The sequence below is a fragment of the Microbacterium sp. XT11 genome, from assembly GCF_001513675.1.
GTDB lineage: Bacteria > Actinomycetota > Actinomycetes > Actinomycetales > Microbacteriaceae > Microbacterium.
The window spans coordinates 875,625-899,849 of the sequence record NZ_CP013859.1 but is presented as its reverse complement, the minus strand read 5'-3'; the positions used below and the strand labels follow the sequence as shown (position 1 = coordinate 899,849).

Genomic DNA, 24,225 nt, shown 5'->3' with positions numbered 1-24,225 from the left:
CCGGCATGGTCTTCGAGGGTTCGAGCGCCGCGATCTCCCACACCGGGAAGGTCCGCTCCAACAACCAGGATTCCGGGTACTCGGGGGCCAACCTCTTCGTCGTCGCCGACGGCATGGGCGGCCACGCCGGAGGCGACGTGGCCTCGAGCATCGCGATCCAGCGCATGGAGCCGCTCGACCAGGCCTACGCATCGACCGACGACGCCCAGGCGTCGCTGCAGGCTGCCGCGACGACGGCGGCGAACGACCTGATCCGCGCCGCGAAGGACCGTCCGGAGCTGGCAGGGCTCGGCACCACCCTCAGCGCGATCATCATGGTCGACGACTACGCGGTCATCGGCCACATCGGCGACTCGCGCATCTACCTCTACCGCGACGACGTGCTCACCCAGATCACGACCGACCACACGTTCGTGCAGCGACTGGTCGACTCCGGTCGCATCACGCCGGAAGAGGCCAGATACCATCCACGGCGCTCCGTGCTCATGCGGGTGCTCAGCGACATGGATGCCGACCCCGAGCTCGACATGTTCGTCATGCACACGCAGCCGGGCGACCGCTGGCTGCTGTGCTCCGACGGTCTCTCGGGCGTCGTCGACGAGGCGCACATCCTCAAGGCCATGCGCCTGGGCATGGCGCCCGGTCGCACGGCCGACAACCTGCTCAAGCAGGCGCTCGACGGCGGCGCACCCGACAACGTCACCATCGTCCTCGTCGAGGTCGGCGGACAGCACGCCATCTCGTCGGGAACACCGACCATCGTCGGCTCGGCGTCGAACCCGCTCAACATGCCGATCCCGGCGGCACGGTCGACGCTGAGCAACTGGCTTCACCCCGTGCGCCAGGCGGCGAACGAGCCCACGCACTTCGAGCCGGCCCCCGAGTACCTCGAGGAGCTCATCGAGGAGGACCGGCGGCGGGCGAAGCGCCGCCGGCTCGGCTGGATCGCCGGCGTTCTCGTCGTGCTCGTCATGCTCGGCCTGGCGACGTTCGCGGCCTACAGCTGGACACAGACGCGCTACTTCATCGGCGCCGATGAGGACAGCGTGGTGATCTTCCAGGGAGTGCAGCAGAACATCGGCCCGATCGTGCTCTCCACGCCGGTCCGCGACACCGACATCCTCCTCGCCGACCTGCCGCCGTACCAGAGGGCGTCTGTCGAACGCACCATCACGGCGCGGTCGCTGGCGGATGCCGAGGCGATCGTGGTGCGCCTCAAGGCGGGAGCCGAGGCGAACATCATCCAGGAGTCCCCGCTGCCCACTCCCCTGCCGACACCGACGGAGGACGCAGGATGAGCACCGACGTCGCCGCCGACACCAGCGTCATCACGGCCCTCCGGCGCATCCGGATGCCGCAGACCCAGCGCAACCGGGAGTTCTGGCTGCTGCTCTTCGCCGTCGCGATCAGCGGCGCCTCGCTGACGCTCGTGCAGCTGGGAGCCCTCGGGCTCATCGACCCCATGATCCTCGCCATCGGCGGAGGCCTGGCAGCGCTCGCCTTCGCCCTGCACATCGTGCTGCGCTTCGTGGCCCGCGACGCCGATTCGTTCGTGCTGCCCATCGCCACGCTGCTGACCGGCCTCGGCATCGCGATGATCTACCGCATCGACATCGCCAAGGCCCTCACCGGCTGGAACGCGTACTCCACCAAGCAGCTCGCCTGGACGGCGATCTCGCTCGCCGGTGCCATCGCCACCGTCATCCTGCTGCGCAACTACCGCGTGCTTTTCCGCTACACCTACATCTTCGGCCTCACCGGTATCGTGCTGCTCCTGCTGCCGTTCGTGCCGGGTCTGCGCATCGACGACGCCAACGCGGCCGTCTGGGTGTCGCTCGGCGGCAACTTCGCCTTCCAGCCGGGCGAGCTCGCGAAGATCTGCCTCGCGGTGTTCTTCGCCGGCTACCTCGTGCGCACGCGCGAGAGCCTCGCGTCGGTGGGGACCCGCGTGCTCGGCATCACCTGGCCGCGGATGCGCGAGCTCGGACCGGTGCTCGTGGTGTGGCTCCTCTCGCTCGGGATCATCGTCTTCCAGCGCGACCTCGGCACCGGAACGCTCATCTTCGGCATGTTCGTCGCGATGCTGTACGTCGCGACGGGCAAGACCAGCTGGGTGCTCATCGGCCTCGGCCTCGTGCTCGCCGGCGCGGCGGTCGCCACGCAGGTGCTGAGCTACGTGCACGGGCGCTTCATCAACTGGCTGTTCCTCTTCGACCCCGAGCAGGTCGACCCCGAGGGCGCCGGGTACCAGCCGATGCAGGGTCTGTTCGGGCTGGCGCACGGAGGGCTCGTCGGCACGGGCTGGGGCCAAGGCCGCCCGGAGGTCACGCCCCTCGCGCACAGCGACTACATCATCACGAGCCTCGGCGAGGAGATCGGCCTCATCGGCCTGTTCGCCATCCTCTGCCTCTACATGGTCTTCGTCAGCCGCGGCATCCGCATCGGCCTGGCCGGGCAGGACGACTTCGGCAAGCTGCTCGCGACCGGGCTGTCGTTCACGATCGCGCTGCAGGTGTTCATCATGGTCGGCGGCGTGACGCGCGTGATCCCGCTGACCGGCCTCACCACGCCCTTCCTCGCGGCGGGAGGGTCGTCGCTCGTCGCCAACTGGATCATCGTGGCGATCCTGCTGCGCATCTCGGACGCCGTGCGGGCCAAGCCGAGGGCGGTGATCGGATGACCAAAGAACTGCGCCGGCTCAGCATCGTGATGCTGTTCATGTTCCTGTCGCTGTTCGCAGCGACGAGCTGGATCCAGGTGGTCGACGCCGACAACCTCGCCCAGAACGTGAACAACAAGCGCACGAAGCTCGACAGCTACGACATCCAGCGCGGGGCGATCATCGTCGACGGCGCCGCCATCGCCTCGTCCGTGCCCTCGGACGACCAGTACAAGTTCCAGCGGGTATACACGGATGCCGCGATGTGGGAGCCGGTGACCGGGTACTTCAACCCGGCGCTCGATTCGCGCACCGGCATCGAGCAGGCGCTCAACGCCGACCTCTCCGGTACTGGTTCGAACGCGTTCCTCGCGGAGATCGAGCGGATCCTGTCGGGACAGCCGCAGCGCGGATACAGCGTCGAGCTGTCGCTGAATACGGCGGCGCAGCGCGCTGCGTACGAAGGGCTCCAGGGGCTGCAGGGCGCGGTCGTGGCCATCGAGCCCAAGACCGGGCGCATCCTCGCCATGGCGTCGACGCCCGGCTTCGACACGAACCTGCTCGCGACGCACGACGCGGATGCCGCGAACGCGACGTACGACCAGCTGCTCGACGATCCGTCGAAGCCCCTGTACAACCGGGCGATCGCGGGCAACCTGAACCCGCCGGGGTCGACGTTCAAGGTGCTCGTCGCCGCCGCGGCCTTCGCTTCGGGCGACTGGACTCCCGAGTCCACGCTGCCGAACCCGGCGCGCTACCAGCTCCCCGACTCCGACGACACGGTGTCGAACGCGTGGGGTGGCACGTGCGGCCCCGGCGAGACCGTGTCGATCGCCGAGGCGATCCGCCTGAGCTGCAACATCCCGATGGCGGAGCTGGCCGTGCAGCTCGGAGACGACAGGATCCGCGAGATGGCCGAGAAGTTCGGGTTCAACCGGAGCTTCTCGACGCCCCTCGAATCGACCCCGTCGTCGTACCCGAGCGGTCTCGACGATCCGCAGACCGCGCTCACCGGTTTCGGCCAGGGCAAGGTGACGGCGACCCCGCTGCAGATCGCCATGATCGCCGCCGGTCTCGCCAACGACGGCGTCGTCATGAACCCGCGCATGGTGGATGCCGTGATCGGCAACGATCTGTCGGTGATCCGGTCGTACGACGACACGGAATTCGGCCGTGCCGTCGAGGCGTCGGTGGCCGACGAGGTGACCGCGGCCATGGTCGCGAGCGTCTCAACCGGGGCGGCGCAGGGTGCAAGAATAGACGGTGTCGACGTGGCCGGTAAGACCGGAACCGCTGAGAACGAGAACAAGCCGCACACGTTGTGGTTCACCGGCTTCGCGCCGGCGGACGATCCCGCTGTGGCGGTGGCGGTCGTCGTCGAAGACGGCGGCGGACAGGGGCAATCCGGAACCGGCGACACCATAGCCGCTCCGATTGCGAAGAGGGTCATAGAGGCGGTGCTGGGCAGATGAGACCGACGCAGGGTGTGTCGTTCGGTGGTCGCTACGAGCTGCAGTCGCGAATCGCGATCGGCGGCATGGGCGAGGTGTGGGAGGCGACGGATCACGTCATCGGACGCACCGTCGCCATCAAGATCCTCAAGGACGAGTACATGGGGGACCCCGGGTTCCTCGAGCGGTTCCGCGCCGAGGCGCGTCACGCCGCCCTCGTCAACCACGAAGGCATCGCGAGCGTCTTCGACTACGGCGAGGAGAACGGCAGCGCCTACCTCGTCATGGAGCTCGTGCCCGGCGAGGCCCTGTCGACGATCCTCGAGCGCGACGGCTCGCTGAGCGCCGACAAGACGCTCGACATCGTCGCCCAGACGGCATCCGCCCTGCAGGCCGCCCATGCCGCCGGCCTCGTGCACCGCGACATCAAGCCGGGCAACCTGCTCATCACGCCCGACGGGCGCGTCAAGATCACCGACTTCGGCATCGCGCGCATCGCCGATCAGGTGCCGCTCACCGCCACCGGCCAGGTCATGGGAACGGTGCAGTACCTGTCACCCGAGCAGGCGTCGGGCCACCCGGCATCGCCCGCGACCGACATCTACTCGCTCGGCATCGTCGCGTACGAGTGCCTTGCCGGCAAGCGCCCCTTCACGGGCGAGTCGCAGGTGGCGATCGCGATGGCCCAGATCAACGAGCAGCCTCCGCCGCTGCCGACGACCGTCCCGGTGCCGGTGCAGAACCTCGTGATGTCGATGATCGCGAAGAAGCCGGCCGATCGTCCGTCGTCCGCGGCGACCGTGTCGCGCGCCGCGCAGGCTCTCCGGCGCGGCGACCTGAACTCGGCCGCCATCGCCGTGCCCGCCATCGCGAACGGTGTCGCGGGAGACGACGCCACCCGGATGCTGACGGCATCCGGCGACGACGGCGCCACGAGGATCCTCCCCACCACGGCGACGCTGCACACCGAGGACACCGTCGAGGATGCCGAGCCGCAGAAGAAGAAGCGCAGCCCGTGGACGTGGCCGCTCATCGCGCTCATCGTGCTTCTGCTCATCGTGCTCGGCGGCACTCTATGGGCGCTGCTGAACCAGGGCGACGCGGGCGGAGACGCCGACAAGACGCCCGTGCAGACCACGACGAGCGCGCCGCCGCCCGTGGAGACGCCGAAGGAGACCCCGACGCCGGAGCCGGTGATGGTCGACGTGAGCGCTCTCGGCCTCGTCGGCCTCCCGTGCGACGTCGCGCGGCAGAAGGCGATCGACGCCGGTCTCCAGGCCGAGTGCGTTCCGGGCACCACATCGGCGACGAGCTCCGACCAGGCCGGCACCGTCGAGAAGGTCGACCCGTCGGGCAACGTCGTCGAGGGCAGCGCCGTCACGCTCATCACCTACAAGGATCAGGTGCCGGTCGGCAAGCCGTCGGGCACCCCGACGCTGGCGTCTTCGACTCCGGTCGAGGGTGAGGAGGTCACGCTCAACTGGCCGAGCTTCGAGTGCCCCTCCGGCACGAGCGCACGCTCGTCGTTCGAGGTGACCCTCACCAATGCCACCTTCGCCGGCGGCACGCCCAACGAGGGGATCCGCTCGTTCGGTCCGAGCGTGCTCACCGCGAAGATCATCCCCGGCACGGCAGGTCAGAGCATCACGGCGACATACCGCGCGTTCTGCGGCGATCGCCCGTCGGACATGTCCGACCCGATGCCCGGAGTGCTCATCCTTCCGGCCGCGGATGCCGATACGAGTGGCGGCACCGGCGACTGACAGGTCGGCGTCGTAGGCTGAGAGCAGCGTCACCAGGTGATTTCAGGGGGTCAGTCCGTGTCTGCAGAGCCACGCGTTCTCGCGGGTCGATACCGCGTCGACGAGCTCATCGGGCACGGCGGCATGGCGAAGGTGTACCGAGGGTACGACCTCACGCTCGGCCGCGAGGTCGCGATCAAGATCCTCGACGCCGAGCTCGCCCGCGACACCGCGTTCCGCACGCGCTTCCGCCTCGAGGCGCAGGCCGCGTCGCGCATGTCTCACCCGTCGATCGTGCGCGTGTTCGACGCGACCGACCCCTCGTCCGCCGGTCACAGCGATGAACCGCCGTACATCGTCATGGAGCTCATCCGCGGCACCCTGCTGAAGGACATCATCGCCGCGGGCCCCGTGTCCGTCGACGACGCCGTGCGCTACGTCGACGGCATCCTCGAGGCGCTCGACTACTCGCACCGCGCCGGTGTCGTGCACCGCGACATCAAGCCGGGCAACGTCATGGTGACCGACAAGGGCCAGGTCAAGGTGATGGACTTCGGCATCGCCCGAGCGGTGTCCGACTCGTCGTCGACGGTGGCCGAGACCACGCAGATCATCGGCACGGCCGCGTACTTCTCGCCGGAGCAGGCGAAGGGCGAGCCGGTCGACGCCCGCGCCGACCTGTACTCCACCGGGGTCGTGCTGTACGAACTGCTGACGGGACGGCAGCCGTTCCGGGGCGAATCGCCCGTCGCCGTCGCCTACCAGCACGTGAGCGAGACGCCCGTGCCTCCGACCGAGGTCAACGACGAGGCCCCCGGGGCGCTCGACCCGGTCGTGCTCCGAGCGCTGGCGAAGGACCCGTACCAGCGGTTCCCGGATGCCGCGAGCTTCCGCGCCGCCCTCGACGCGGCCGTCACCGGCAGCGCTCCGAGCCGCAAGCAGCTGGGCGAGCTGACGAGCGAGCTCTACGGGGCGAGCCCGCGCCAGGCGCAGGAGACCGCACGCTCGCTTCGCCAACTCAGCAGCGACACGACGATGACGCGCACGCAGTCCGGCCCTCCGGTGGCCTGGATCTGGGCGGGCGTCGCGCTGCTGGCGGTGCTGCTCGCGTCGATCCTGTTCTGGGTCATCACCATCAGCAACGCCCCGGCCGAGACGCCGAGCACCTCGCGCACGGTCCCCGACCTCGTGAACGTCTCGTCTCAGCGCGCGCAAGACGATCTCAGCGATCTCGACCTGACGACCAAGCTCGTGCTGGAGTCGAGTTCCGACATCGCCGAGGGCAACGTCATCCGCACCGACCCCGAGGCGGGGACGGCCGTGACCGAGGGCGATCTCATCACGCTGTACGTGTCGTCCGGCAAGAAGACGGTCGTCGTGCCGACGCTCGAAGGCCTGTCGCTCGAAGACGCGAAGCAGGCACTCGGCGCGGCCGGCCTGCAGCTCGGCACGGTGATCCAGCGGAACGACAAGACGCTGCTCGCCGACACCGTCATGGAGGCGAGCGAGAAGGCCGGTGACGAGGTCGCGCCAGGCACCATCGTGAACCTCGTCGTCGCGAGCGGGCGCGTGACGCTCATGGACGTCTCGGGCTGGACGCTGGACGCCGCGAGCTCCCAGCTCGAACAGCTGGGTCTCGTACCGAATCCCGTCGAACTGTCCGATTGCCCTGCCACCGATCCGGCGACCGTCGCGTCGATGTCGGCGGCCCCCGGCGACGTGCCGATCGGCTCGACGATCGACCTGCGCTACTGCACCGCCGCCGAGTGAGCTCTCAGGCCGCGGCAGGGCCCGACAGCGGATGCAGCGACGCGGCCCGCTGCACGGCATCCGCGTCGCCGACCGAGGCGAGCCAGTTCGCGAGCAGGCGGTAGCCTCCCTCGGTGAGCACGCTCTCGGGGTGGAACTGCACGCCGACGATCGGCAGATCGACGTGCGCGACGGCCATGACCGTGCCGCTCGGGGTGTGCGCCGTGACGACGAGCTCCGCGGGAAGGTCGGATGCGGCGAGCGCGAGCGAATGGTAGCGCCCAGCGTCGAACGGCGAGGGGATGCCGGCGAAGAGCGCGGATCCGTCGTGCTCGACGGCCGACACCATGCCGTGCATGAGCTCGGGTGCCTCCGTGACGGGCGCGCCGAAGGCCTCGCCGATGGCCTGATGCCCGAGACACACGCCGAGCAAGGGTGTGCGCGTGCGCGCGGCGAGCCGGACGGCGTCGAGCGACGCGCCGGCATCCGACGGCCGGCCCGGCCCGGGGGAGAGCAGGACGCCGTCGAACCCTGGCAGCAGCGTCTCGAGGCCGCCGGCATCCGTCGCGTCGGCCTCGATCAGCTCGACGTCGGCGCCGAGCTCGCGGAGGTATCCGACGAGGGTGTGCACGAAGCTGTCGTGGTTGTCGACCACGAGCACCCGCGTCATTCGACGTCGACCTCGCCCGGGCTGATGAACGGGCTGATCCACGGGAACACGTACCAGAAGAGCGCGTAGAGCACGGCGGCGACGAGCACGAGCAGGATGAACAGCTTCAGCCACCACGGGCCGGGCAGCAGGCGCCAGAGTGCGGCGTACATGATTCCTCTCGTTCCCTACACGGACGGTGCGGCCGGGGCCGGCGGCGGATCGGTCAGCGCTTTGGGTGGTCCCTCGGCACGCGGCTGGAAGCTCTCGAAGACGCCGTAGGCGACGATGCGCTCGGCGAGCGAGTAGAGGGGCGAGCAGGCCGTCAGGGTGATGTAGCGCTCGCCTGTCTGCGCTCCGGGCACCTGTGGCACGTCGAAGAGCACGTCGGTCTCGTTCGGCTTGACGTACTCGAGGGTGCGGAAGCGATAGGTGTACCAGCCGTCGGGCGTCTCGACGACGATCGCGTCGTTGAGCTGCAGCTTGTCGAGCTGGTTGAACGGCTTGCCCCACGTCGTGCGGTGCCCCGCCATGGCGAAGTTGCCGACCTCGCCGGGCATCTTCGAGTCGGTGTAGACGCCGATGCCGAGCTTGTCGAGCGTACCCGCCCGCGTGGTGCCGCCGAAGATGCCCTTGTTGTAGTCGGCGCCGAACCGGGGGATGTGCATCTGGCCGAGCCACTGCGACTCCGCGGGAGCGGCGGGAACGGGCGGCTCGTAGTAGGTGGTGCCGTCCTCGGCCTGCACGAGCGGCGGGGGCTCCGGCGCGGGACTCTCGGCCAGCCGCTGCGAGACGGCTGCGCCTTCGTCGTTCTTCTGGGCGTCGATGATGAGGTCGCCGATCCACATCTGCCAGGCGACGAAGAGCAGCACGAGCACGCCGGCAGTGAGCAGGAGCTCGCCGAGCACGCTCGTGAAGGTCGCCCTCGAACGGGGGCGCCGTCGTCGGGCGCGCTGCGGGGCCGACGCGGCGGGTGCACTCATGGCGCCGATCTTATCCCGCCGCCCTCGGAGCGGGCGGAGAAGCGCTCGTGGCGGCGCGGAGCGGCATGGGTAGAATGTCCGCATGGCACGAGACCGCAAGACTGACGAAGCCGAAGTGACGCGCACCGAAGGCGATGCCGCGCCCAACGCGGTGTGGTTCAAGCCGGTGATGATCGGCTTCATGCTGCTGGGCCTCGCGTGGATCCTCGTGTTCTACATCTCGGGCATGCAGTACCCGATCCCCGGCCTGTCGAACTGGAACCTCGCGATCGGTCTCGGCATCGCGCTGATCGGCTTCCTCATGACCACGCGCTGGCGCTGACCGGCGTCCGCTTCGTCCGAAGGCCTCTCGCAGCGCGAGGGGCCTTCGTCGTCTTCGCCCTCGCCCGGTTCTGCGTCGAAGAGCGCAGTTCTCCGCAGAGTTATCCACAGGTTTTCCCCAGTCTGGGGAGAATTACACGGATGTTATTCACAGGGGTTGACAACCCTGTTAACAACTCCTGATCAGGCGAGAAGCACCATGCGGGGGACGATGAGCACGGCGGCGATCAGCACGAGCACGACCGCGGAGAGTCCGACGATCTGCCACACACGCTGCTCACGGCGACGGGTGCGCGTGTAGACGAAGGCCACCGCGGCACCCGCGATGATGCCGCCGAGGTGCGCCTGCCACGAGATGCCGCCGAAGATGAGGCCGACGGCGAAGTTGATGCCGAGGATCACCAGGATGCCGGTGACGTTCGCACCGAGGTGACGGCCGATGATCAGCAACGCGGCCATGAGGCCGAAGATCGCTCCGGAGGCCCCGATCACCGCCGTCTGCGGAGCGAGACAGGCCGCGAGCACCGAGCCGCCCAGGCCGCTGATGAGATAGAGCGCGAGGAAGCGCGCTCTGCCGAGCATCGGCTCGACGATCTGACCCAGCATCCACAGGGCGAGCATGTTCAATGCGAGGTGGACGAAGTTGCCGTGTACGAGAAGCACGGTGAGCAGTCGCCACGGTTCGAACGGGTACAGCGACACACCCGGCACCACGAAGTACGAGAGGAATCCCAGCTGGTTCGTGATCGCGTCACCGAAGCCATCGGGGATCATCTGCAGCAGGCCGATGAACGACGTCACCGCGAGCAGCACGTACGTCACCATCGGCCGGCCGCTGCGCACGACGGTCGCCGTGCCGCCGCCACCACGCCAGCGCCGGCGGGCCTTGCGCTGAGCGGGGGTCTCAGCCTTGCGCTCCGCCTTCATGCACTCGGGGCAGATCACCCCGACGGCGGCCTGCGTCTGGCACTGCGGGCAGATCGTGCGCAGGCAGCGCTGGCAGAGCACGAAGCTCTGCCGATCCGGATGCCGATAGCAGTAGTTGTCGCGATTGCTCGTGAACTCAGGGCTCGTCATCCGGATCGGCTCGCTCGTCTGGCCTCAGGCGGCGACGACGTCGACCGAGTGGAGCACGACCGGCTCGATGGGGCGGTCGCCCGCGCCGGTCGGCACGGCCGAGATGGCGTCGACGACGGCCTTCGACGCGTCGTCGGCGACCTCGCCGAAGATGGTGTGCTTGCCCTGAAGCCACGGGGTGGGATCGGTGGTGATGAAGAACTGCGAGCCGTTGGTGCCCTCGACCTGTCCGGTGATGGCATTGCGGCGCAGGCCGGCGTTCGCCATGGCGAGCACGTAGGGCTCGTTGAAGTTCAGCTCGGGGTGGATCTCGTCGTTGAAGTTGTAGCCGGGACCGCCGACACCCTGACCGAGCGGGTCGCCGCCCTGGATCATGAAGTTCGGGATGATGCGGTGGAAGATGACGTCCTTGTAGAGGGGGCCCTCACCCGGCTTGCCGGTGGCGGGGTGGGTCCACTCCTTGGTGCCGTCGGCGAGGCCGACGAAGTTCGCGACCGTCTTCGGGGCGTGGTCGCCGAAGAGGTTGATGACGATGTCACCGTGGTTGGTGTGCAGGGTTGCGACGTGAGAAGCGTGAGGCATGTGCTCATTCTCGCAGAGCGCGCCGGGTGTTGGCCCGGACTACCCCGAGTGACGCGATCGCGCAAGGGTCTGCGATTTCCCTCCTGCCATCCAGGCAGGCGTGGCAAGATGGGGAACCCGTACTCCAATGGACAGGAGAGCATCGTGAGCGTCAGCCGCAAGCGGAAGAAGGAACTGCGTCGTCTGCAGAAGGACGCGACCCAGCTCTGGGAGAACCAGCAGGTCCTCGTCGGTCACGCCGCCGAGGTCGCACGCGAGGCAGGTCGCCAGCTCGGCAACTTCAATCGCGAGCAGGTCATCCCCGTGGTCCAGAACACGTACAACCGCAAGGTCGCACCCGTGGTCGACCAGGGCGTGCGCTTCGGCAAGCACGTCGTCGACGACAAGGTCGTCCCGATCGTCGGCGGCGTCGTCGGCACCGCTCTGTCGGCCTGGGACGTCGCGAACGCCAAGCGCCACGGCCTCCCCACGCCTCGCGGTCGTGTCGCCGCTGCCGCCAAGAAGGGGCCCGGGATCGGCTCGATCGTCGCGATCGTCCTCGGCGCGGCCGCCGCAGCGGGTGTGCTGTACGCAGCCTGGCAGGCGCTGCGCGCCGACGACGAGCTCTGGGTCGCCGACGACCCGCTCTCCGCGCCCGACGCGTGAGCCCCACGGGCGCCACCCCGCCGGACGGCGAGGTGCATCGCAGGGTGATGGATGCCGCGGCCGAGCGCGGTCTCGACATCGAGATCCGCGAACGGCCCCAGGCGCGCAGCCTGCACGAGGCCGCGGAGCTCCTCGGCATCCCTCCGTCGGGCATCGTGAAGACCCTCGTGGTCAAGCGCTCCGACGACACGTACCTGTTCGCGCTCGTCCCGGGCGGCCGGTCGATCTCGTGGCCGAAGCTGCGCGCGGTCGTCGGCGTCAACAAGCTGCGCCTGCCGGAACCCGAGCTCGCCCTGGCGGCGACGGGATACGAGCGCGGCACCATCGTGCCGATCGGCAGCACCACCGACTGGCCGGTCTACGCCGACGAGACGATCGTGGGAAGGCGCATCGCGATGGGCGCCGGTACACACGGGTACAGCCTGTTCGTCGACGCCGACGACCTCATCAGGGCGTACGGCGCCACCGTCGCCGACATCTCGGTACCGGAAGAGCAGCGTCCGTAGCCCAGGCCCGAGCGCGGTCGCTGCGGTAACCCGCTACGCTACCGCAGACCGGCCATGCGCAGCGCGATGTCGACGAGCTTGACGCGCTGCAGATCGCCGACGGCGTGCAGCGGGAACCACTCCGCCATGTCGGTCGATCCGTCTTCCTCGAACTGCAACCGCCCGCCCGTCACCGTTGCGCGGTAGACGATGCGCAGCGTGTGGAGCGGCTGATCCGAGCGGTGCACACGTTGCGTCGCCGGGATGACGCGGGAGTGGATGCCAAGCAGCTCGCCCACCTTGACGGTGTACCCGGTCTCCTCCCGCAGCTCGCGCCGGACCGCGTCCTCAGGGGCCTCGCCCGGCTCGAGTCCGCCGCCCGGCATGGTCCAGGCGACGCGGCGCCCCTCGACCCACCGCGCCAGGAGGATCCGGTCGTCGTCATCGGTGACGACTCCATATGCCGCGACGCGCATGTCCATGCGTCACACCCTAGCGCCGTGCCGGGTGCGGCGCCGATGCCGTGACGATCGATCGATCAGGAATCGAGAAGAGCATCCGTCGCCCCGTCCCTACGCTGGGATCGTCACCCCGATCCTGAAAGGACATCATCATGTCGGACGCCGATCAGAACTTCACCGCCGCCGAGCGCGAGGCCATGAAGGCACGTGCGAGCGAGGTGCGCGCCGCCCGCTCCAAGGCCGCGAAGAAGACGCCGGAGGAGGCCGCGCAGGAGGTGCTCGACAAGATCGCCGAGATGACGGATGCCGACCGCGAGCTCGCCGAGAAGATCCACGCCATGGTGACCTCCGCTGCCCCGCACCTCGAGGTCAGCACGTACTACGGGATGCCCGCGTACAAGAAGAACGGCAAGGTGATCTGCTTCTTCAAGCCCGCCGCGAAGTTCAAGGACCGCTACGCGACGTTCGGCTTCGAGACCATGGCGCAGCTCGACGACGGCAACGTGTGGGCCACGGGTTTCAGCATCCGCAAGCTCGACGACGCCGACCTGGAGTTCCTCGCCGGTCTCGTCACACGCGCCGCCTCGTGACCCCCGGTGCGGTAGGGTCATCTGCATGACCCGTTGGTATGCGTATTTCGAGTCGGCTCTGGAGGGGCCGGCGCCGAGCTAGCGCGTACCGACACCTTCAGAGCCGACAGGGCAGAGCATCCGCTCTGCCCTTCGCCGTTTCGGCGGGCTCTGCGCGGGTCCGCCCTCGACAGGACAGGACCCATGGACACCATCGACGCCACTGCCGACCTTCACGTCGCGAGCTTCACGACCCTCCCTTCGCCGGAGGAGATCGCCGCGGAGCTCCCGATCGGCGAGGAGCGAGCTGCGCTCGTCTCCCGCACACGCGACGAGGTGCGCGCCATCATGACCGGGGACGACGACCGCGTGCTCGTGGTGGTCGGACCATGCTCCATCCACGACACGGATGCGGGGCTCGAGTACGCCGGACGTCTCATCCGCGAGGCGGAGCGGCACCGTGACGAGCTGCTCGTCGTGATGCGCACGTACTTCGAGAAGCCGCGGACGACGGTGGGCTGGAAGGGGCTCATCAACGACCCGCACCTCGACGGCAGTCACGACATCGAGACCGGGCTGCGCCTCGCCCGGGCGTTCCTTCGAGACGTGACGGCGCTCGGCATGCCGTGCGCGACGGAGTTCCTCGAGCCCATCAGTCCGCAGTACACCGCCGACCTGGTGACGTGGGGCGCTATCGGAGCTCGGACGACCGAGAGCCAGATCCACCGGCAGCTCGCCTCGGGGCTGTCGATGCCGATCGGGTTCAAGAACGGCACCGACGGGGGGCTGCAGGTCGCGCTCGACGCGGCCGCTGCGGCATCCGCTCCGCAGGCGTTCCTGGGCATCGGCGGCGACGGGAGGGCCAGTCTCGTGACGACGACCGGCAACCCCGACACCTCCGTCATCCTGCGCGGCGGGGCGGACGGGCCGAACTACGCACCCGAGCACGTGCGGCGCGCGTCGGAGCGTCTGGCCGCAGCCGGGCTCACCCCGAGGCTCGTGGTGGATGCGAGCCACGGCAACAGCGGGAAGGACCACCTCCGCCAGGCCGAGGTCGCAGCCGAACTCGCAGAGCAGCTCGCCGACCGCTCCACGCCGATCGCGGGGGTGATGCTCGAGAGCAACCTCGTCGCCGGCGCGCAGAAGCTCGACGTCACTGCCGGGCCGGTCGGGCTGGTCCGCGGTCAGAGCGTCACGGATGCGTGCATGGGGTGGGAGGCGACGCAGACCGCGCTCGCGCAGCTCGCGGCATCCGTTCGCTCCCGGCGCTGAGCCTCGCTCGCGCCCTCGGGCCGGGAACCGATGCTCGCGCGAACCTGCGGGGTGGTCAGTCGGTGGAGCGGACGCTCAGGAGCTGCCACCCCTCGGGCACCTTGGCGCGCAGGGCATCGATGTCGTCGGCCTCGATCTCGGTCACCTGGTCACGGCGCGCGAAGGTCCCGACAGCGGTCAGGACGGCCGCGCCCTTCACCATCTTCACGGGCGACGACACCAGATCGAAGCCATCCGGACGCAATGCAGCGAGCTGAGCCTGGATGTCGGCGAGGTCGGTGCCCTCGACGTCGAACGACTGTGTTTCCACGGGACGAATCAGACCGATCAGCACGCTACGAGTCTAGGGTCGCGCGGACGCAGGTGCCGAGCGTGGGCCGATGCCGAACGCCGCCGCCACGGAGCGCCGCGGACCGCCGGGACGGACCGCCGTGCGTCCCGGCCGTGCGGACCGCCGAGCGTCCCGTGATGCGTCAGCCCACCCCGGCGGCGTCGAGCCCAGCACGGAGGCGCGACACGGTCCCGTCGATGTCGGCGAGCTTGTCGAGTCCGAACAGGCCGATGCGGAAGGTCGAGAACGACTCGGACTCGCCGCAGTGCAGCGGCACGCCCGCGGCGATCTGCAGCCCATGCTCGCGCAGCTTCGCGCCGCTGCGCAGCCCGGGATCGTCGGTGTGCACGACGACCACACTGGGCGCGGCATACTCCGGCGCGGCGACCGAGGGCAGTCCGCGCTCGGCGAGAAGCGCGCGTACCCGGCCGCCGAGCTCGACCTGCGCGTCGCGCAGAGCGGCGTATCCGCGGTCGCGCGTCTCGATCATCTGCGCCAGGTTGCGAGCGATCGTGTCGGTGGGCATGGTGGCGTGGTAGCCGGCCTTTCCATCGCGGTACCCGTCGGAGATCGCCAGCCACCGCCCGAGGTCGAGGGCGAAGCTCGACGGGGTTCCGGCCTCGACGGCCGCGCGGCCGCGGGCGCCGAGCATCACGAAGCCCACGCCAGGCGAGCCGCTCCATCCCTTCTGCGGGGCGCTGAGCAGCACGTCGACTCCGAGCGCGCGCATGTCGACCCACAGGGCACCCGACGCGATGCAGTCGAGCACGAGCACGCCACCGACCTCGTGCACGGCGTCGGCCAGCGCCCGCACGTAGTCGTCGGGGAGCAGCATCCCCGCCGCGGTCTCGACGTGCGGCGCGAAGACGACGTCGGGCCGCCCCGCGCGGATGGCCGCGACCACCTCGCCGATCGGCGCGGGACTCCAGGCCGCCTGCGCTCCGTCGCCGTCCGGCCGCGCCGTGCACACCGTGACCGATGCCGCGATCCCGCCCTCGTCGAGGATCTGCGACCACCGGTACGAGAAGAGCCCGTTGCGCACGACGAGCGCACGTCGCCCTCCGGCCAGCTGCCGTGCCACGGCCTCCATCGCGTAGCTGCCGCCGCCGTTGATCAGCGCGGCATCCGTCGCACCGTATGCGTCGCGGAGGATGCCGAGGGTCTGCTGCATCACGCCGATGAAACGGTCGGACATGTGGTTCAGCGAGCGGTCGGTGAACACGACCGAGTACTCGAGCAGTCCGCCCTCGTCGATGTCGTCATGGGGAAGCGTCATGCCCCCAGTCTGCGACACCGCGGCATGGAACGCACGGATGCCGGACGGGCGGGGTGCGGGGGGCGGGGCGCCGGCCGGGGTCGCGCGGGGGTGCCGCGCGGGTGCGGGTGCGGCGGGTTCCGCGGGCGGCGGGGCGGGCCGGCGTGCGCGGGGGCGCGGCGCACCCGCGGGGGGCGGGGGGACGAAACGTCGGAGATCCGCGGCGACACGCCGGCCAACGGCATCCGCGGGTCGGCGTGTCGCCTCAAGAGTCCGACGTTTCGAACGCCGTGTCAGGCGAGAGCGGTCGCCGTGCGCAGCTCCTGCTCCCGCATCGCGCGCTCGACGGCGTCGACGTCGCGCACCGCGCCCCGGTCGGCCGAGGTGGCCATGGCCGCGTAGGCGCGCAGCGCCGGCGACACGGGGCGCTGCCGGTCGACGGGGCGATAGCCCCCGGCATCCAGCAGCCGCGCTCGGCGCTCCTCGAGCACAGACTCGTCGACGCGCAGGCTCATGCTGCGCGAAGGGATGTCGATGTCGATGATGTCGCCGTCTTCGACGAGCGCGATCACGCCGCCGGATGCCGCCTCGGGCGAGACATGCCCGATCGACAGGCCCGAGGTCCCTCCGGAGAAGCGACCGTCGGTGACGAGTGCGCAGACCTTGCCGAGGCCACGGCCCTTGAGGAACGAGGTCGGGTGGAGCATCTCCTGCATGCCCGGGCCGCCCTTCGGCCCCTCGTAGCGGATGACGACCACGTCGCCCGGCTGCACCTTCTTGCCGAGGATCTTCGCGACCGCCTCCTCCTGCGACTCGCACACGACCGCGGGGCCGGAGAACACGAGGATCGACGGATCGACGCCCGCGGTCTTCACGACGGCGCCGTCGACCGCGAGGTTGCCGCGGAGCACCGCGAGACCGCCGTCGGCCGAGTACGCGTGCGCGACGTCGCGGATGCAGCCGTTCTCGGCATCCGTGTCGAGTGCGGCCCAGCGCTCGGACTGCGAGAACGCGCTCGACGACCGCACCCCGCCGGGGGCTGCGTGCCAGAGATCCTGCGCGGTCTCGGATGCCGTGCCGCCGCGCACATCCCACTCGGCGAGCCAGGCCGCGAGCGATCGGGAGTGGATGGACGAGACATCGTCGTTCAGCAGTCCGGCACGGTGCAGCTCACCGAGGATGGCGGGGATGCCGCCCGCACGGTGCACGTCTTCCATGTAGTACATGCGGCCGTAAGCGGGGTTCGGGGCGATCTTGGCCAGGCACGGCACGCGGCGGGAGATCGCGTCGATCTCGTCGAGGCCGAAGTCGATGCCGGCCTCGTGCGCGGCGGCGAGCAGGTGCAGGATCGTGTTCGTCGATCCGCCCATCGCGATGTCGAGCGCCATCGCGTTGGCGAAGGCCGCGGGGCTGGCAATCGAGCGGGGGAGCACGGAGGCGTCATCCTCGTCGTAGAACGCCTTCGTGATCTGCACGGCCACCTCGCCGGCCTTCTCGTACAGCGCACGGCGGGCGGTATGCGTCGCGAGCACCGAGCCGTTGCCGGGCAGCGCGAGACCCAGGGCCTCGACGAGGCAGTTCATCGAGTTGGCGGTGAACATGCCGGAACACGATCCGCACGTGGGGCAGGCGTTCTCCTCGATGCGCTGGATGTCGGCATCCGAGACGGTATCGTTCGCCGCCTCGGAGATCGCGTCGACGAGATCGAGCGTGCGCACCGTGCCGTCGACAAGGGTCGCGCGGCCGGACTCCATCGGTCCGCCGGAGACGAAGACCGTCGGGATGTTCAGCCGCAGCGCCGCCATGAGCATGCCGGGCGTGATCTTGTCGCAGTTCGAGATGCACACGAGCGCGTCGGCCTGGTGCGCGTTGACCATGTACTCGACCGAGTCGGCGATGAGGTCGCGCGAAGGGAGGGAGTACAGCATCCCGCCGTGGCCCATCGCGATGCCGTCGTCGACCGCGATGGTGTTGAACTCGCGGGGGATGCCGCCGGCCGCGGTGATGGCCTCCGACACGATGCGGCCGACGGGCTGCAGGTGCGTGTGGCCGGGGACGAACTCGGTGAAACTGTTCGCGACGGCGATCATCGGCTTGCCGAAGTCGGATGCGTTGACGCCGGCGGCGCGGAACAGGGCGCGCGCGCCCGCCGCATTGCGGCCGTGCGTTACGGTGCGGGAACGAAGAGGGGTGGGCATTCTTCCACTGTGCCCGGGAACGCGCGGATGCCGAAGACGGCGCTGATACTAGTAGTGAGAGCACTAGGTTTGTGATGTGGCGATCGATGAGCAGCAGCGGGCGGAACTCGGCGCGTTCCTGCGCGCCCGTCGCTCGATGCTCGACCGCGCCGCGCACGGGCTGCCGCCTGCCGGTCGCGCACGGACGACCGGGCTGCGGCGCGAAGAGGTCTCCTTCCTCTCCGGGGTGAGCGTCACCTGGTACACCTGGCTCGAGCAGGGGCGCGACATCAACCCGTCGCGGCAGGTGCTCGACGCCGTCGCCACCGCGCTGCGCCTGACCGGCGCCGAGCACGACTACGTGCTGCGGCTCGCCGGCTTCTCGCCGGTGCGCCCCGGGTCGAGCTCGGCGGTCGAGACCGCGCCGGCGCACGTGCAGCGGTTCCTCGACGCGCTCGACGAGCATCCGTCCTACGCGCTCGCGCCGGACTGGGGCATCGCCGCCTGGAACGCGGCGTACGAGGCGCTCTATCCCAACGTCGCCACGACGGCCCCGGAGGACCGCAACCTCCTGTGGCTGATCTTCACCGATCCTGCGGTGCGCGAGCTGCTCGACGACTGGGACGACACCAGCCGCCGCTTCCTCGCCGAGTTCCGCGCCGAGGCCGGACCCCGACTCGGCGATGCGCGATATCGCGACCTCGTGGGGCGGCTGCGCGAGGCCAGTCCGGAGTTCCGCGACCGATGGGACAGCCACGGCGTCGGCGGCTTCGAGTCGCGCGAGCGCGTGTTCCAGCATCCGTCTCTCGGCCGGCTCGTCTTCGAGCACCACCAGCTGCGCCCCTCGGACCAGACCGACGTGCAGCTGGTCGTGTACGTTGCGGATGCCGAAACCCGGAAGCGGTTCCCGGGGCGCTAGCCGCTTCGCCTTCGAGTCGCATGATTTGACCTGAAATCGCCGGAATCAGGGCAAATCATGCGACTCGAAACCCCGGGGGGAGGGCTACAGCGGGGTGCTCACGGCCGCCGGCCACGACAAGGTCGTCGAGTCGACGCCCGCGCATCACGCGCTCGTCCGGCAACTCGTCTTCGACAGCCTGACCTCGGCGCAGGCGCGCCAGCTGCGCTCCCTCAGCGACAGGATCACGGCGGCCATCGGCCCCGCGGAAGGCTGGCGACCTCCGACGCATCCGTGAACCGGGGCGGTGCAGGGCACTCGAGCGCTCTCGATACGCTCGATCCATGACGTCGATCGCACCCCTCACGCACGGTGACCACCCCGAATAGCTCGCCCTCTGGAACGGCTACCTCACGTTCTACGGATCCAGCCTCGACGACGCCACGACGGCCACGACATTCGCGCGGCTCGTCGACGAGGACTCAGGCGTGCACGGTGCCATCGCCCGTGATGACGACGGCACGGCGGTGGGCATCGTCCATTGGCTGACCCATCCGGCGACCTGGACGACGACGGACTACTGCTATCTGGAGGACCTGTTCGTCGCCCCGGATGTTCGCGGGGGAGGAGTCGGCCGCGCGTTGATCGCACACGTTCGCGCGTGGGCGGAGAAGAACGGATCGGCGAAGGTGTACTGGCTCACCGCCGAGTCGAACAGCACAGCGCGAGCACTCTACGACCGGGTCGCATCACGTACCGGGATGATCCACTACCAGATCGCGATCGATTGAACGACGGGGATGCGGGGCGCATCGGCGCCAGAGGTCTGTGGAGCCTAGGAGACTCCGCCCTTACGCTGCGCTTCAGGGCTCCCCGAATCACTCAGCCGAGACATGCGAGAAGGCCCCCGTGCCGACGCTCGGGAGCCTTCACGCATCTTTGTGGAGCCTAGGAGATTCGAACTCCTGACATCCTGCTTGCAAAGCAGGCGCTCTACCAACTGAGCTAAGGCCCCGTAGGGGATTTCTTGAGTTGCATGGTGGGGCTACCAGGACTTGAACCTGGGACCTCTTCATTATCAGTGAAGCGCTCTAACCGCCTGAGCTATAGCCCCGTCAACCTCCAAGACTTTACCGGAAGATTCCGCAAATTCCGAATCGAGCCGGAGAGCCGGCGGCTCGACGGCGTCGTACAGGGAGGAAGACCGCCGTCGAGCCTCTCGATCAGCTGCCCGGACGCAGCGCGACCTCGCCCGCAGTCAGGGTCACATCGATCGAGTTGCGCGCACCCGCGGACTGCCCGAGCCTGTTGTCGAGGGTGCCCCCGCTCACTTCCTGAGTGATGACGTAGCCGTCGTCGGGGAGTGTGATCTCGGCGCTGCCGGCGCTCGCCTCGATGGACGTCTCGCGCGGCGCTGTTCCCGTGAGCTCGACACGCAGATCGCCGGCCGACACGGTCAGCTCCGCCTCCTGCACTCCGTCGAGCGTGACGTCGGCACGACCGGCGCTGACATCGGCGTCGAGCGACGTCGCCGACCCGTCGACCACGAGTCCGCCCGCCGCGACCTCCAGATCCAGCTCGCCGTACTCGCCCGACACGTCGAGGCTGCCTGCGTTCAGCACGAAGGACCCGTCGATGCCCTCCAGCTCGCGCGGAAGAGTGAGCACCACCGAGCGCTCGTCGTCGAACCAGCGTCCGAACCACCATCCGAACACGGTGTCGGGGCTGCGCACGACGATCTCGTCGTCGTGCCGGTCGAGGGTCCATGCGCCGGCGCCGTCTCCGCGCACCGACAGCTCCGCCTCGTCGACATCGCCGAACACGACGCGCACCTCGCTGGCACTGGCATCGAGGTCGACCCCTTCGGCTCCCGTGGCGTCGATCCGCTGCACGGACTCGCCGCGAGACAGATCACCGGATGCCGCGAAGGCGGCGGTCGTGCCTGCGACAGCGAGCGAGAGTCCGCCGATCACGGCCGTGGTCACGGTGATCCACGTCGCCCGACCTGGACGCGGCGGTTGCGGTCCGGACGCCGCGGGAGCGACCGGCTGTGGAACCGGGGCGGGCGGGGGAGTCATGGGGTGCTGGTAGGTGCTCATCGTGCGGCTCCTGTCTGGCCGGTGGCGGGTGTCCCGCCGGTGTTCTCGATGTGGGCGAGGGCTGCGAGCACGCGCCGGTTGCCCGACTCGTCCGGCTCGAGGCCCAGTTTCTGGAAGATCGACGTGATGTGCTTCTCGACGCTGGCCTCAGACACGAAGAGCAGCGCGGCGATCGCCTGGTTCGACTTGCCCTCGGCGATCAGCGCGAGCACGGTGCGCTCCCGCTCGGTGAGCCGCAGCATGCGGTCGTCACGGTTGCGGCGGGTGAGCAGCTGCGCGACGACCTCGGGGTCGAGCACGGTCGCCCCCTCGTGGATGCGCTGCACCGACGCGAGGAACTCCGCCACGTCGGCGACCCGGTCTTTGAGCAGGTATCCGAGCGGTCCGCCCTGCGCTGCGATGAGGTCCGACGCGTAGCGCTCCTCCACGTACTGCGAGAGCACGAGCAGGGGAAGCGACGGGTCGGCGGCCCGCAGCGCGAGCGCCGCGCGGATGCCCTCGTCGGTGAAGGTCGGCGGAAGACGGACGTCGAGGATGCAGAGTTCGGGCGACGCCTCGGTCACGGCATCCGTGAGCCCCGCGGTGTCGGGCAGAGCCGCCACGACCTCGTGTCCGGCGTCTTCGAGCAGCCGCACGAGTCCTTCGCGCAGGAGGACGGAGTCCTCGCAGATCAGGATGCGCATGGCACGCTCACCTCCAGGCTGGTCGGTCCGCCGAGCGGGCTGTCGAGGCGGAACGTGCCGCCCGCGGCCAGGATGCGGTTCGCGATGCCGTCGAGTCCTCCGCCTGGCTGCACCTGCGCACCGCCCATGCCGTTGTCCTCGACCCTGGCCCAGAGGGTGTTCCCCTCACGCAGCCGCACGACGACCCTGGCCTCACTGGCCCGCGAGTGCTTCGCGGCGTTCGTCAGCGACTCGGCGATCGCGAAGTACACAGCGGCCTCCGCATCCCTGCTCACCCGTGCGGCCCCGGAGCCCGACGAGGGGTCCATGCGGACGTCGAGGCTCACCGGGATGTGCGAGCGGCCGGCGAGAGCCGACAGCGCGGCGTCGAGCCCCCGGTCGTCGAGCACCGAGGCGTGGATGCCGCGGGCGAGCTGCCGCAGTTCGGTGATCGCGGCCTTCGTGGACGTGTGCGCTTCGGCGATGAGCTCCTTCGCCGCGGCGGGGTCGTCGTCGATCTTCTGCTGGGCGAGCCCGAGGGTCATGCCGACCGACACCAGCCGGGGCTGGACGCCGTCGTGCAGGTCGCGCTCGATGCGGGTGCGCTCGACGTCGGCCGCGCGCACCGCCCCTTCGCGCTGTGCGGTCGTCGCCCGCACGGCCTCGGTGAGCTCGGCCTCTCGGCTGGGCACGACGATGGCGAGCGACAGCAAGCGGTGCAGAAGGGCGATGCCGACGATGCCGGCGGCACTGACCGCCACCCCGAGGATGCCGACGAGAGGAGCCCACGCCACGGCGACCGAGCTGCCCAACGGTCCGTCGACGGCGCCCTCGGTCACAAGAGGTGCGAACGAGATGACCGCCGACCACACGAGGCTCCAGAACAGCCGAAGCACCACGGCGCCGCCGATGCAGGCGAGCGCGAAGTTCGCGAGCGCACGCCACATGCGGCCGTCGATGCTCTGCCGGCCGAGCGAACGCAGCCACCCGGCGAATCCCGGACGGTCGCGCGGACGCCACCGGAGCGGAGCGATCCGCACTCCGTAGAGGGCATCGACGCGTGCCACCTCGAACCAGCCGAGGCCGAACAGGGCGTACACGAGGCCGACGAGGAAGACGGCGCCGATCCCGAACGCGAAGAGGAGACCGAGCCCCGCGCCGAACAGTCCGGTGAGCATGGCGAGGATGCCGGCCCCGAGCACGCCGAGTCCGGCCAGTTCGAGAACCGTAAGCAGGATCCTCAGCGGCGGTTTCGCCGTGGCCGCCGCGGGGGTGGTCGCAGTCTGTGTGGTCATAGCCCCACGGTACGGTGGCCCCGCACGGCGCCGACACCGAGACATCCGGACACCTGCCTTCGGGTTTTCCCTACCCTCATACCCGTCCTGCCGCACCCGTGTCTGGTTCACTGTCGTCATGACGATGCACGAAAACGAACCGCACGGAACAGGTCTCGGGCAGCGGTTGAACTGGCTGCGCGCCGGAGTTCTCGGCGCGAACGACGGCATCGTGTCCGTCGCGTCGCTGGTCGTGGGCGTAGCGGGGGCGACCACCGACAACGCCGCCCTGCTCACCGCGGGCATCGCCGGCCTCGTCGGCGGTGCCATCTCGATGGCCCTGGGCGAGTACGTCTCGGTGAGCAGCCAGCGCGACAGCGAGCGCTCGCTCATCGCCAAAGAGCGCGAGGAGCTGCGCACCATGCCCGAGGCGGAGCTCGCCGAGCTCACCGCGCTCTACCGTGAGCGCGGGCTCACCGACGAGACCGCGCGTAAGGTGGCGGAGGAACTCACCGCCCACGACGCCCTCTCCGCACACCTCGAGGTCGAGCTCGGCATCGATCAGGACGACCTCGTCAACCCGTGGCACGCGGCGATCTCCTCCGCCGTCGCCTTCACGCTCGGTGCGCTGTTGCCGCTCATCGCGATCCTGCTGCCACCGCCGGAGTGGCGCGTACCCGTCACCTTCGTCGCCGTGCTCGTCGCCCTCGCCGCGACCGGCGCGATCTCGGCACGCATCGGCGGATCGCCCGTCATCCGCGCATCCGTCCGGCTCGTGATCGGAGGAGCGCTCGCGCTGTTCGCCACCTGGCTCATCGGCACACTGCTGGGAACCACTGGCGTCGTCTGACGCCGTCGACGACAGAGGGCGGATGCCGCAGCAT

Annotated in this window: 25 protein-coding genes, 2 tRNA genes and 1 pseudogene; 14 read left to right on the top strand and 14 right to left on the bottom strand. The window is 69.6% G+C overall.

What is annotated here, in order from left to right; genetic code table 11:
• Positions 1 to 5 precede the first annotated feature (5 nt).
• The 5 genes from AB663_RS04290 to pknB are packed head-to-tail and all read left to right on the top strand — an operon-like array spanning position 6 to position 7,622.
• Positions 6 to 1,298: a PP2C family protein-serine/threonine phosphatase gene (locus AB663_RS04290; protein WP_067196145.1), complete on the top strand. Its 1,293-nt coding sequence runs from the start codon at positions 6 to 8 to the stop codon at positions 1,296 to 1,298.
• A complete protein-coding gene (locus AB663_RS04285) occupies positions 1,295 to 2,680 on the top strand; it encodes an FtsW/RodA/SpoVE family cell cycle protein (protein ID WP_067196143.1) in 1,386 nt (461 codons plus the stop codon). Before AB663_RS04290 ends, AB663_RS04285 begins: the two co-directional genes overlap by 4 nt.
• Positions 2,677 to 4,131: a peptidoglycan D,D-transpeptidase FtsI family protein gene (locus tag AB663_RS04280; RefSeq protein ID WP_067196141.1), complete on the top strand. Its 1,455-nt coding sequence runs from the start codon at positions 2,677 to 2,679 to the stop codon at positions 4,129 to 4,131. The genes AB663_RS04285 and AB663_RS04280 overlap by 4 nt, the downstream gene beginning before the upstream one ends.
• On the top strand, positions 4,128 to 5,873 hold the full coding sequence (locus AB663_RS04275; protein ID WP_083511100.1) for a serine/threonine-protein kinase: 1,746 nt from the start codon (positions 4,128 to 4,130) through the stop codon (positions 5,871 to 5,873). Before AB663_RS04280 ends, AB663_RS04275 begins: the two co-directional genes overlap by 4 nt.
• A gap of 57 nt (positions 5,874 to 5,930) precedes the next feature.
• Positions 5,931 to 7,622, top strand: a complete 1,692-nt coding sequence (gene pknB, locus AB663_RS04270) for a Stk1 family PASTA domain-containing Ser/Thr kinase (RefSeq protein ID WP_067196139.1) — start codon at positions 5,931 to 5,933, stop codon at positions 7,620 to 7,622.
• A gap of 4 nt (positions 7,623 to 7,626) precedes the next feature.
• On the opposite strand, the gene AB663_RS04265 is transcribed toward pknB, so the two are convergent.
• From AB663_RS04265 to AB663_RS04260, 3 genes are read right to left on the bottom strand one after another with little or no spacing between them, the layout of a single operon-like run.
• Positions 7,627 to 8,271 (bottom strand): anthranilate synthase component II, encoded by a 645-nt coding sequence (locus AB663_RS04265; RefSeq protein ID WP_067196137.1) that lies wholly within the window; start codon positions 8,269 to 8,271, stop codon positions 7,627 to 7,629.
• Positions 8,268 to 8,423: a hypothetical protein gene (locus AB663_RS17325; RefSeq protein ID WP_198147923.1), complete on the bottom strand. Its 156-nt coding sequence runs from the start codon at positions 8,421 to 8,423 to the stop codon at positions 8,268 to 8,270. The genes AB663_RS04265 and AB663_RS17325 overlap by 4 nt, the downstream gene beginning before the upstream one ends.
• A gap of 15 nt (positions 8,424 to 8,438) precedes the next feature.
• The gene (locus AB663_RS04260; RefSeq protein ID WP_067196135.1) at positions 8,439 to 9,233 is read right to left on the bottom strand and encodes a class E sortase; all 795 of its coding nucleotides are present in this window, start codon (positions 9,231 to 9,233) and stop codon (positions 8,439 to 8,441) included.
• 82 nt (positions 9,234 to 9,315) lie between these two features.
• Between AB663_RS04260 and AB663_RS04255 the strand changes: the two genes are divergently transcribed.
• Complete coding sequence (locus tag AB663_RS04255; RefSeq protein ID WP_067196133.1) at positions 9,316 to 9,555, top strand: cell division protein CrgA; 240 nt, start codon at positions 9,316 to 9,318, stop codon at positions 9,553 to 9,555.
• A gap of 182 nt (positions 9,556 to 9,737) precedes the next feature.
• On the opposite strand, the gene AB663_RS04250 is transcribed toward AB663_RS04255, so the two are convergent.
• Positions 9,738 to 10,631 carry a rhomboid family intramembrane serine protease gene (locus tag AB663_RS04250; protein ID WP_067196131.1) on the bottom strand — a complete coding sequence of 298 codons (894 nt, stop codon included), beginning with the start codon at positions 10,629 to 10,631 and terminating at the stop codon, positions 9,738 to 9,740.
• A 24-nt stretch (positions 10,632 to 10,655) separates the two neighbouring features.
• Positions 10,656 to 11,213, bottom strand: a complete 558-nt coding sequence (locus AB663_RS04245; RefSeq protein ID WP_067196129.1) for a peptidylprolyl isomerase — start codon at positions 11,211 to 11,213, stop codon at positions 10,656 to 10,658.
• Between the two features lie 144 nt (positions 11,214 to 11,357).
• Between AB663_RS04245 and AB663_RS04240 the strand changes: the two genes are divergently transcribed.
• On the top strand, positions 11,358 to 11,858 hold the full coding sequence (locus AB663_RS04240) for a DNA helicase (protein ID WP_067196127.1): 501 nt from the start codon (positions 11,358 to 11,360) through the stop codon (positions 11,856 to 11,858).
• A gap of 47 nt (positions 11,859 to 11,905) precedes the next feature.
• Positions 11,906 to 12,364 (top strand): aminoacyl-tRNA deacylase, encoded by a 459-nt coding sequence (locus tag AB663_RS04235; RefSeq protein ID WP_067196125.1) that lies wholly within the window; start codon positions 11,906 to 11,908, stop codon positions 12,362 to 12,364.
• Positions 12,365 to 12,402: 38 nt separating this feature from the next.
• On the opposite strand, the gene AB663_RS04230 is transcribed toward AB663_RS04235, so the two are convergent.
• On the bottom strand, positions 12,403 to 12,825 hold the full coding sequence (locus AB663_RS04230) for an NUDIX hydrolase (protein ID WP_067196123.1): 423 nt from the start codon (positions 12,823 to 12,825) through the stop codon (positions 12,403 to 12,405).
• Positions 12,826 to 12,956: 131 nt separating this feature from the next.
• On the opposite strand from AB663_RS04230, the gene AB663_RS04225 reads away from it, so the two are divergent.
• Together AB663_RS04225 and AB663_RS04220 are read left to right on the top strand one after the other, a co-directional pair.
• Positions 12,957 to 13,394, top strand: coding sequence for an iron chaperone (locus AB663_RS04225; RefSeq protein WP_067196121.1), 438 nt, complete (start codon positions 12,957 to 12,959; stop codon positions 13,392 to 13,394).
• A gap of 183 nt (positions 13,395 to 13,577) precedes the next feature.
• Positions 13,578 to 14,645: a 3-deoxy-7-phosphoheptulonate synthase gene (locus AB663_RS04220; RefSeq protein ID WP_067196119.1), complete on the top strand. Its 1,068-nt coding sequence runs from the start codon at positions 13,578 to 13,580 to the stop codon at positions 14,643 to 14,645.
• A gap of 55 nt (positions 14,646 to 14,700) precedes the next feature.
• Here the strand turns inward: AB663_RS04220 and AB663_RS04215 are convergent, their stop codons facing one another.
• From AB663_RS04215 to ilvD, 3 genes are all read right to left on the bottom strand, one after another.
• On the bottom strand, positions 14,701 to 14,955 hold the full coding sequence (locus AB663_RS04215) for a hypothetical protein (RefSeq protein ID WP_232304628.1): 255 nt from the start codon (positions 14,953 to 14,955) through the stop codon (positions 14,701 to 14,703).
• A gap of 163 nt (positions 14,956 to 15,118) precedes the next feature.
• A complete protein-coding gene (locus AB663_RS04210) occupies positions 15,119 to 16,252 on the bottom strand; it encodes an aminotransferase class V-fold PLP-dependent enzyme (RefSeq protein WP_067196116.1) in 1,134 nt (377 codons plus the stop codon).
• Between the two features lie 272 nt (positions 16,253 to 16,524).
• The gene (gene ilvD / locus AB663_RS04205; RefSeq protein WP_067196114.1) at positions 16,525 to 18,429 is read right to left on the bottom strand and encodes a dihydroxy-acid dehydratase; all 1,905 of its coding nucleotides are present in this window, start codon (positions 18,427 to 18,429) and stop codon (positions 16,525 to 16,527) included.
• Between the two features lie 82 nt (positions 18,430 to 18,511).
• Here ilvD and AB663_RS04200 point away from each other — a divergent pair, with 82 nt between their 5' ends.
• The 3 genes and pseudogenes from AB663_RS04200 to AB663_RS04190 all read left to right on the top strand — a co-directional run.
• Positions 18,512 to 19,327: a helix-turn-helix transcriptional regulator gene (locus AB663_RS04200; protein WP_198147964.1), complete on the top strand. Its 816-nt coding sequence runs from the start codon at positions 18,512 to 18,514 to the stop codon at positions 19,325 to 19,327.
• A gap of 94 nt (positions 19,328 to 19,421) precedes the next feature.
• A complete protein-coding gene (locus AB663_RS04195; RefSeq protein ID WP_067196110.1) occupies positions 19,422 to 19,604 on the top strand; it encodes a hypothetical protein in 183 nt (60 codons plus the stop codon).
• A 121-nt stretch (positions 19,605 to 19,725) separates the two neighbouring features.
• Positions 19,726 to 20,097, top strand: a pseudogene (locus tag AB663_RS04190) (GNAT family N-acetyltransferase); the annotation flags it as partial.
• Between the two features lie 151 nt (positions 20,098 to 20,248).
• Here the strand turns inward: AB663_RS04190 and AB663_RS04185 are convergent.
• The 5 genes from AB663_RS04185 to AB663_RS04165 form a co-directional block, all read right to left on the bottom strand.
• Positions 20,249 to 20,321, bottom strand: a tRNA-Ala gene (locus tag AB663_RS04185).
• A 22-nt stretch (positions 20,322 to 20,343) separates the two neighbouring features.
• Positions 20,344 to 20,420 (bottom strand) — tRNA-Ile (locus AB663_RS04180).
• A 109-nt stretch (positions 20,421 to 20,529) separates the two neighbouring features.
• Complete coding sequence (locus AB663_RS04175) at positions 20,530 to 21,405, bottom strand: DUF4097 family beta strand repeat-containing protein (protein ID WP_067196109.1); 876 nt, start codon at positions 21,403 to 21,405, stop codon at positions 20,530 to 20,532.
• Complete coding sequence (locus tag AB663_RS04170) at positions 21,402 to 22,088, bottom strand: LuxR C-terminal-related transcriptional regulator (RefSeq protein WP_067196107.1); 687 nt, start codon at positions 22,086 to 22,088, stop codon at positions 21,402 to 21,404. The genes AB663_RS04175 and AB663_RS04170 overlap by 4 nt, the downstream gene beginning before the upstream one ends.
• The gene (locus AB663_RS04165; RefSeq protein WP_067196105.1) at positions 22,076 to 23,362 is read right to left on the bottom strand and encodes a sensor histidine kinase; all 1,287 of its coding nucleotides are present in this window, start codon (positions 23,360 to 23,362) and stop codon (positions 22,076 to 22,078) included. The genes AB663_RS04170 and AB663_RS04165 overlap by 13 nt, the downstream gene beginning before the upstream one ends.
• Positions 23,363 to 23,480: 118 nt before the next feature.
• Here AB663_RS04165 and AB663_RS04160 point away from each other — a divergent pair, with 118 nt between their 5' ends.
• Positions 23,481 to 24,191, top strand: a complete 711-nt coding sequence (locus AB663_RS04160; protein ID WP_067196103.1) for a VIT1/CCC1 transporter family protein — start codon at positions 23,481 to 23,483, stop codon at positions 24,189 to 24,191.
• The last annotated feature ends 34 nt before the right edge of the window (positions 24,192 to 24,225 follow it).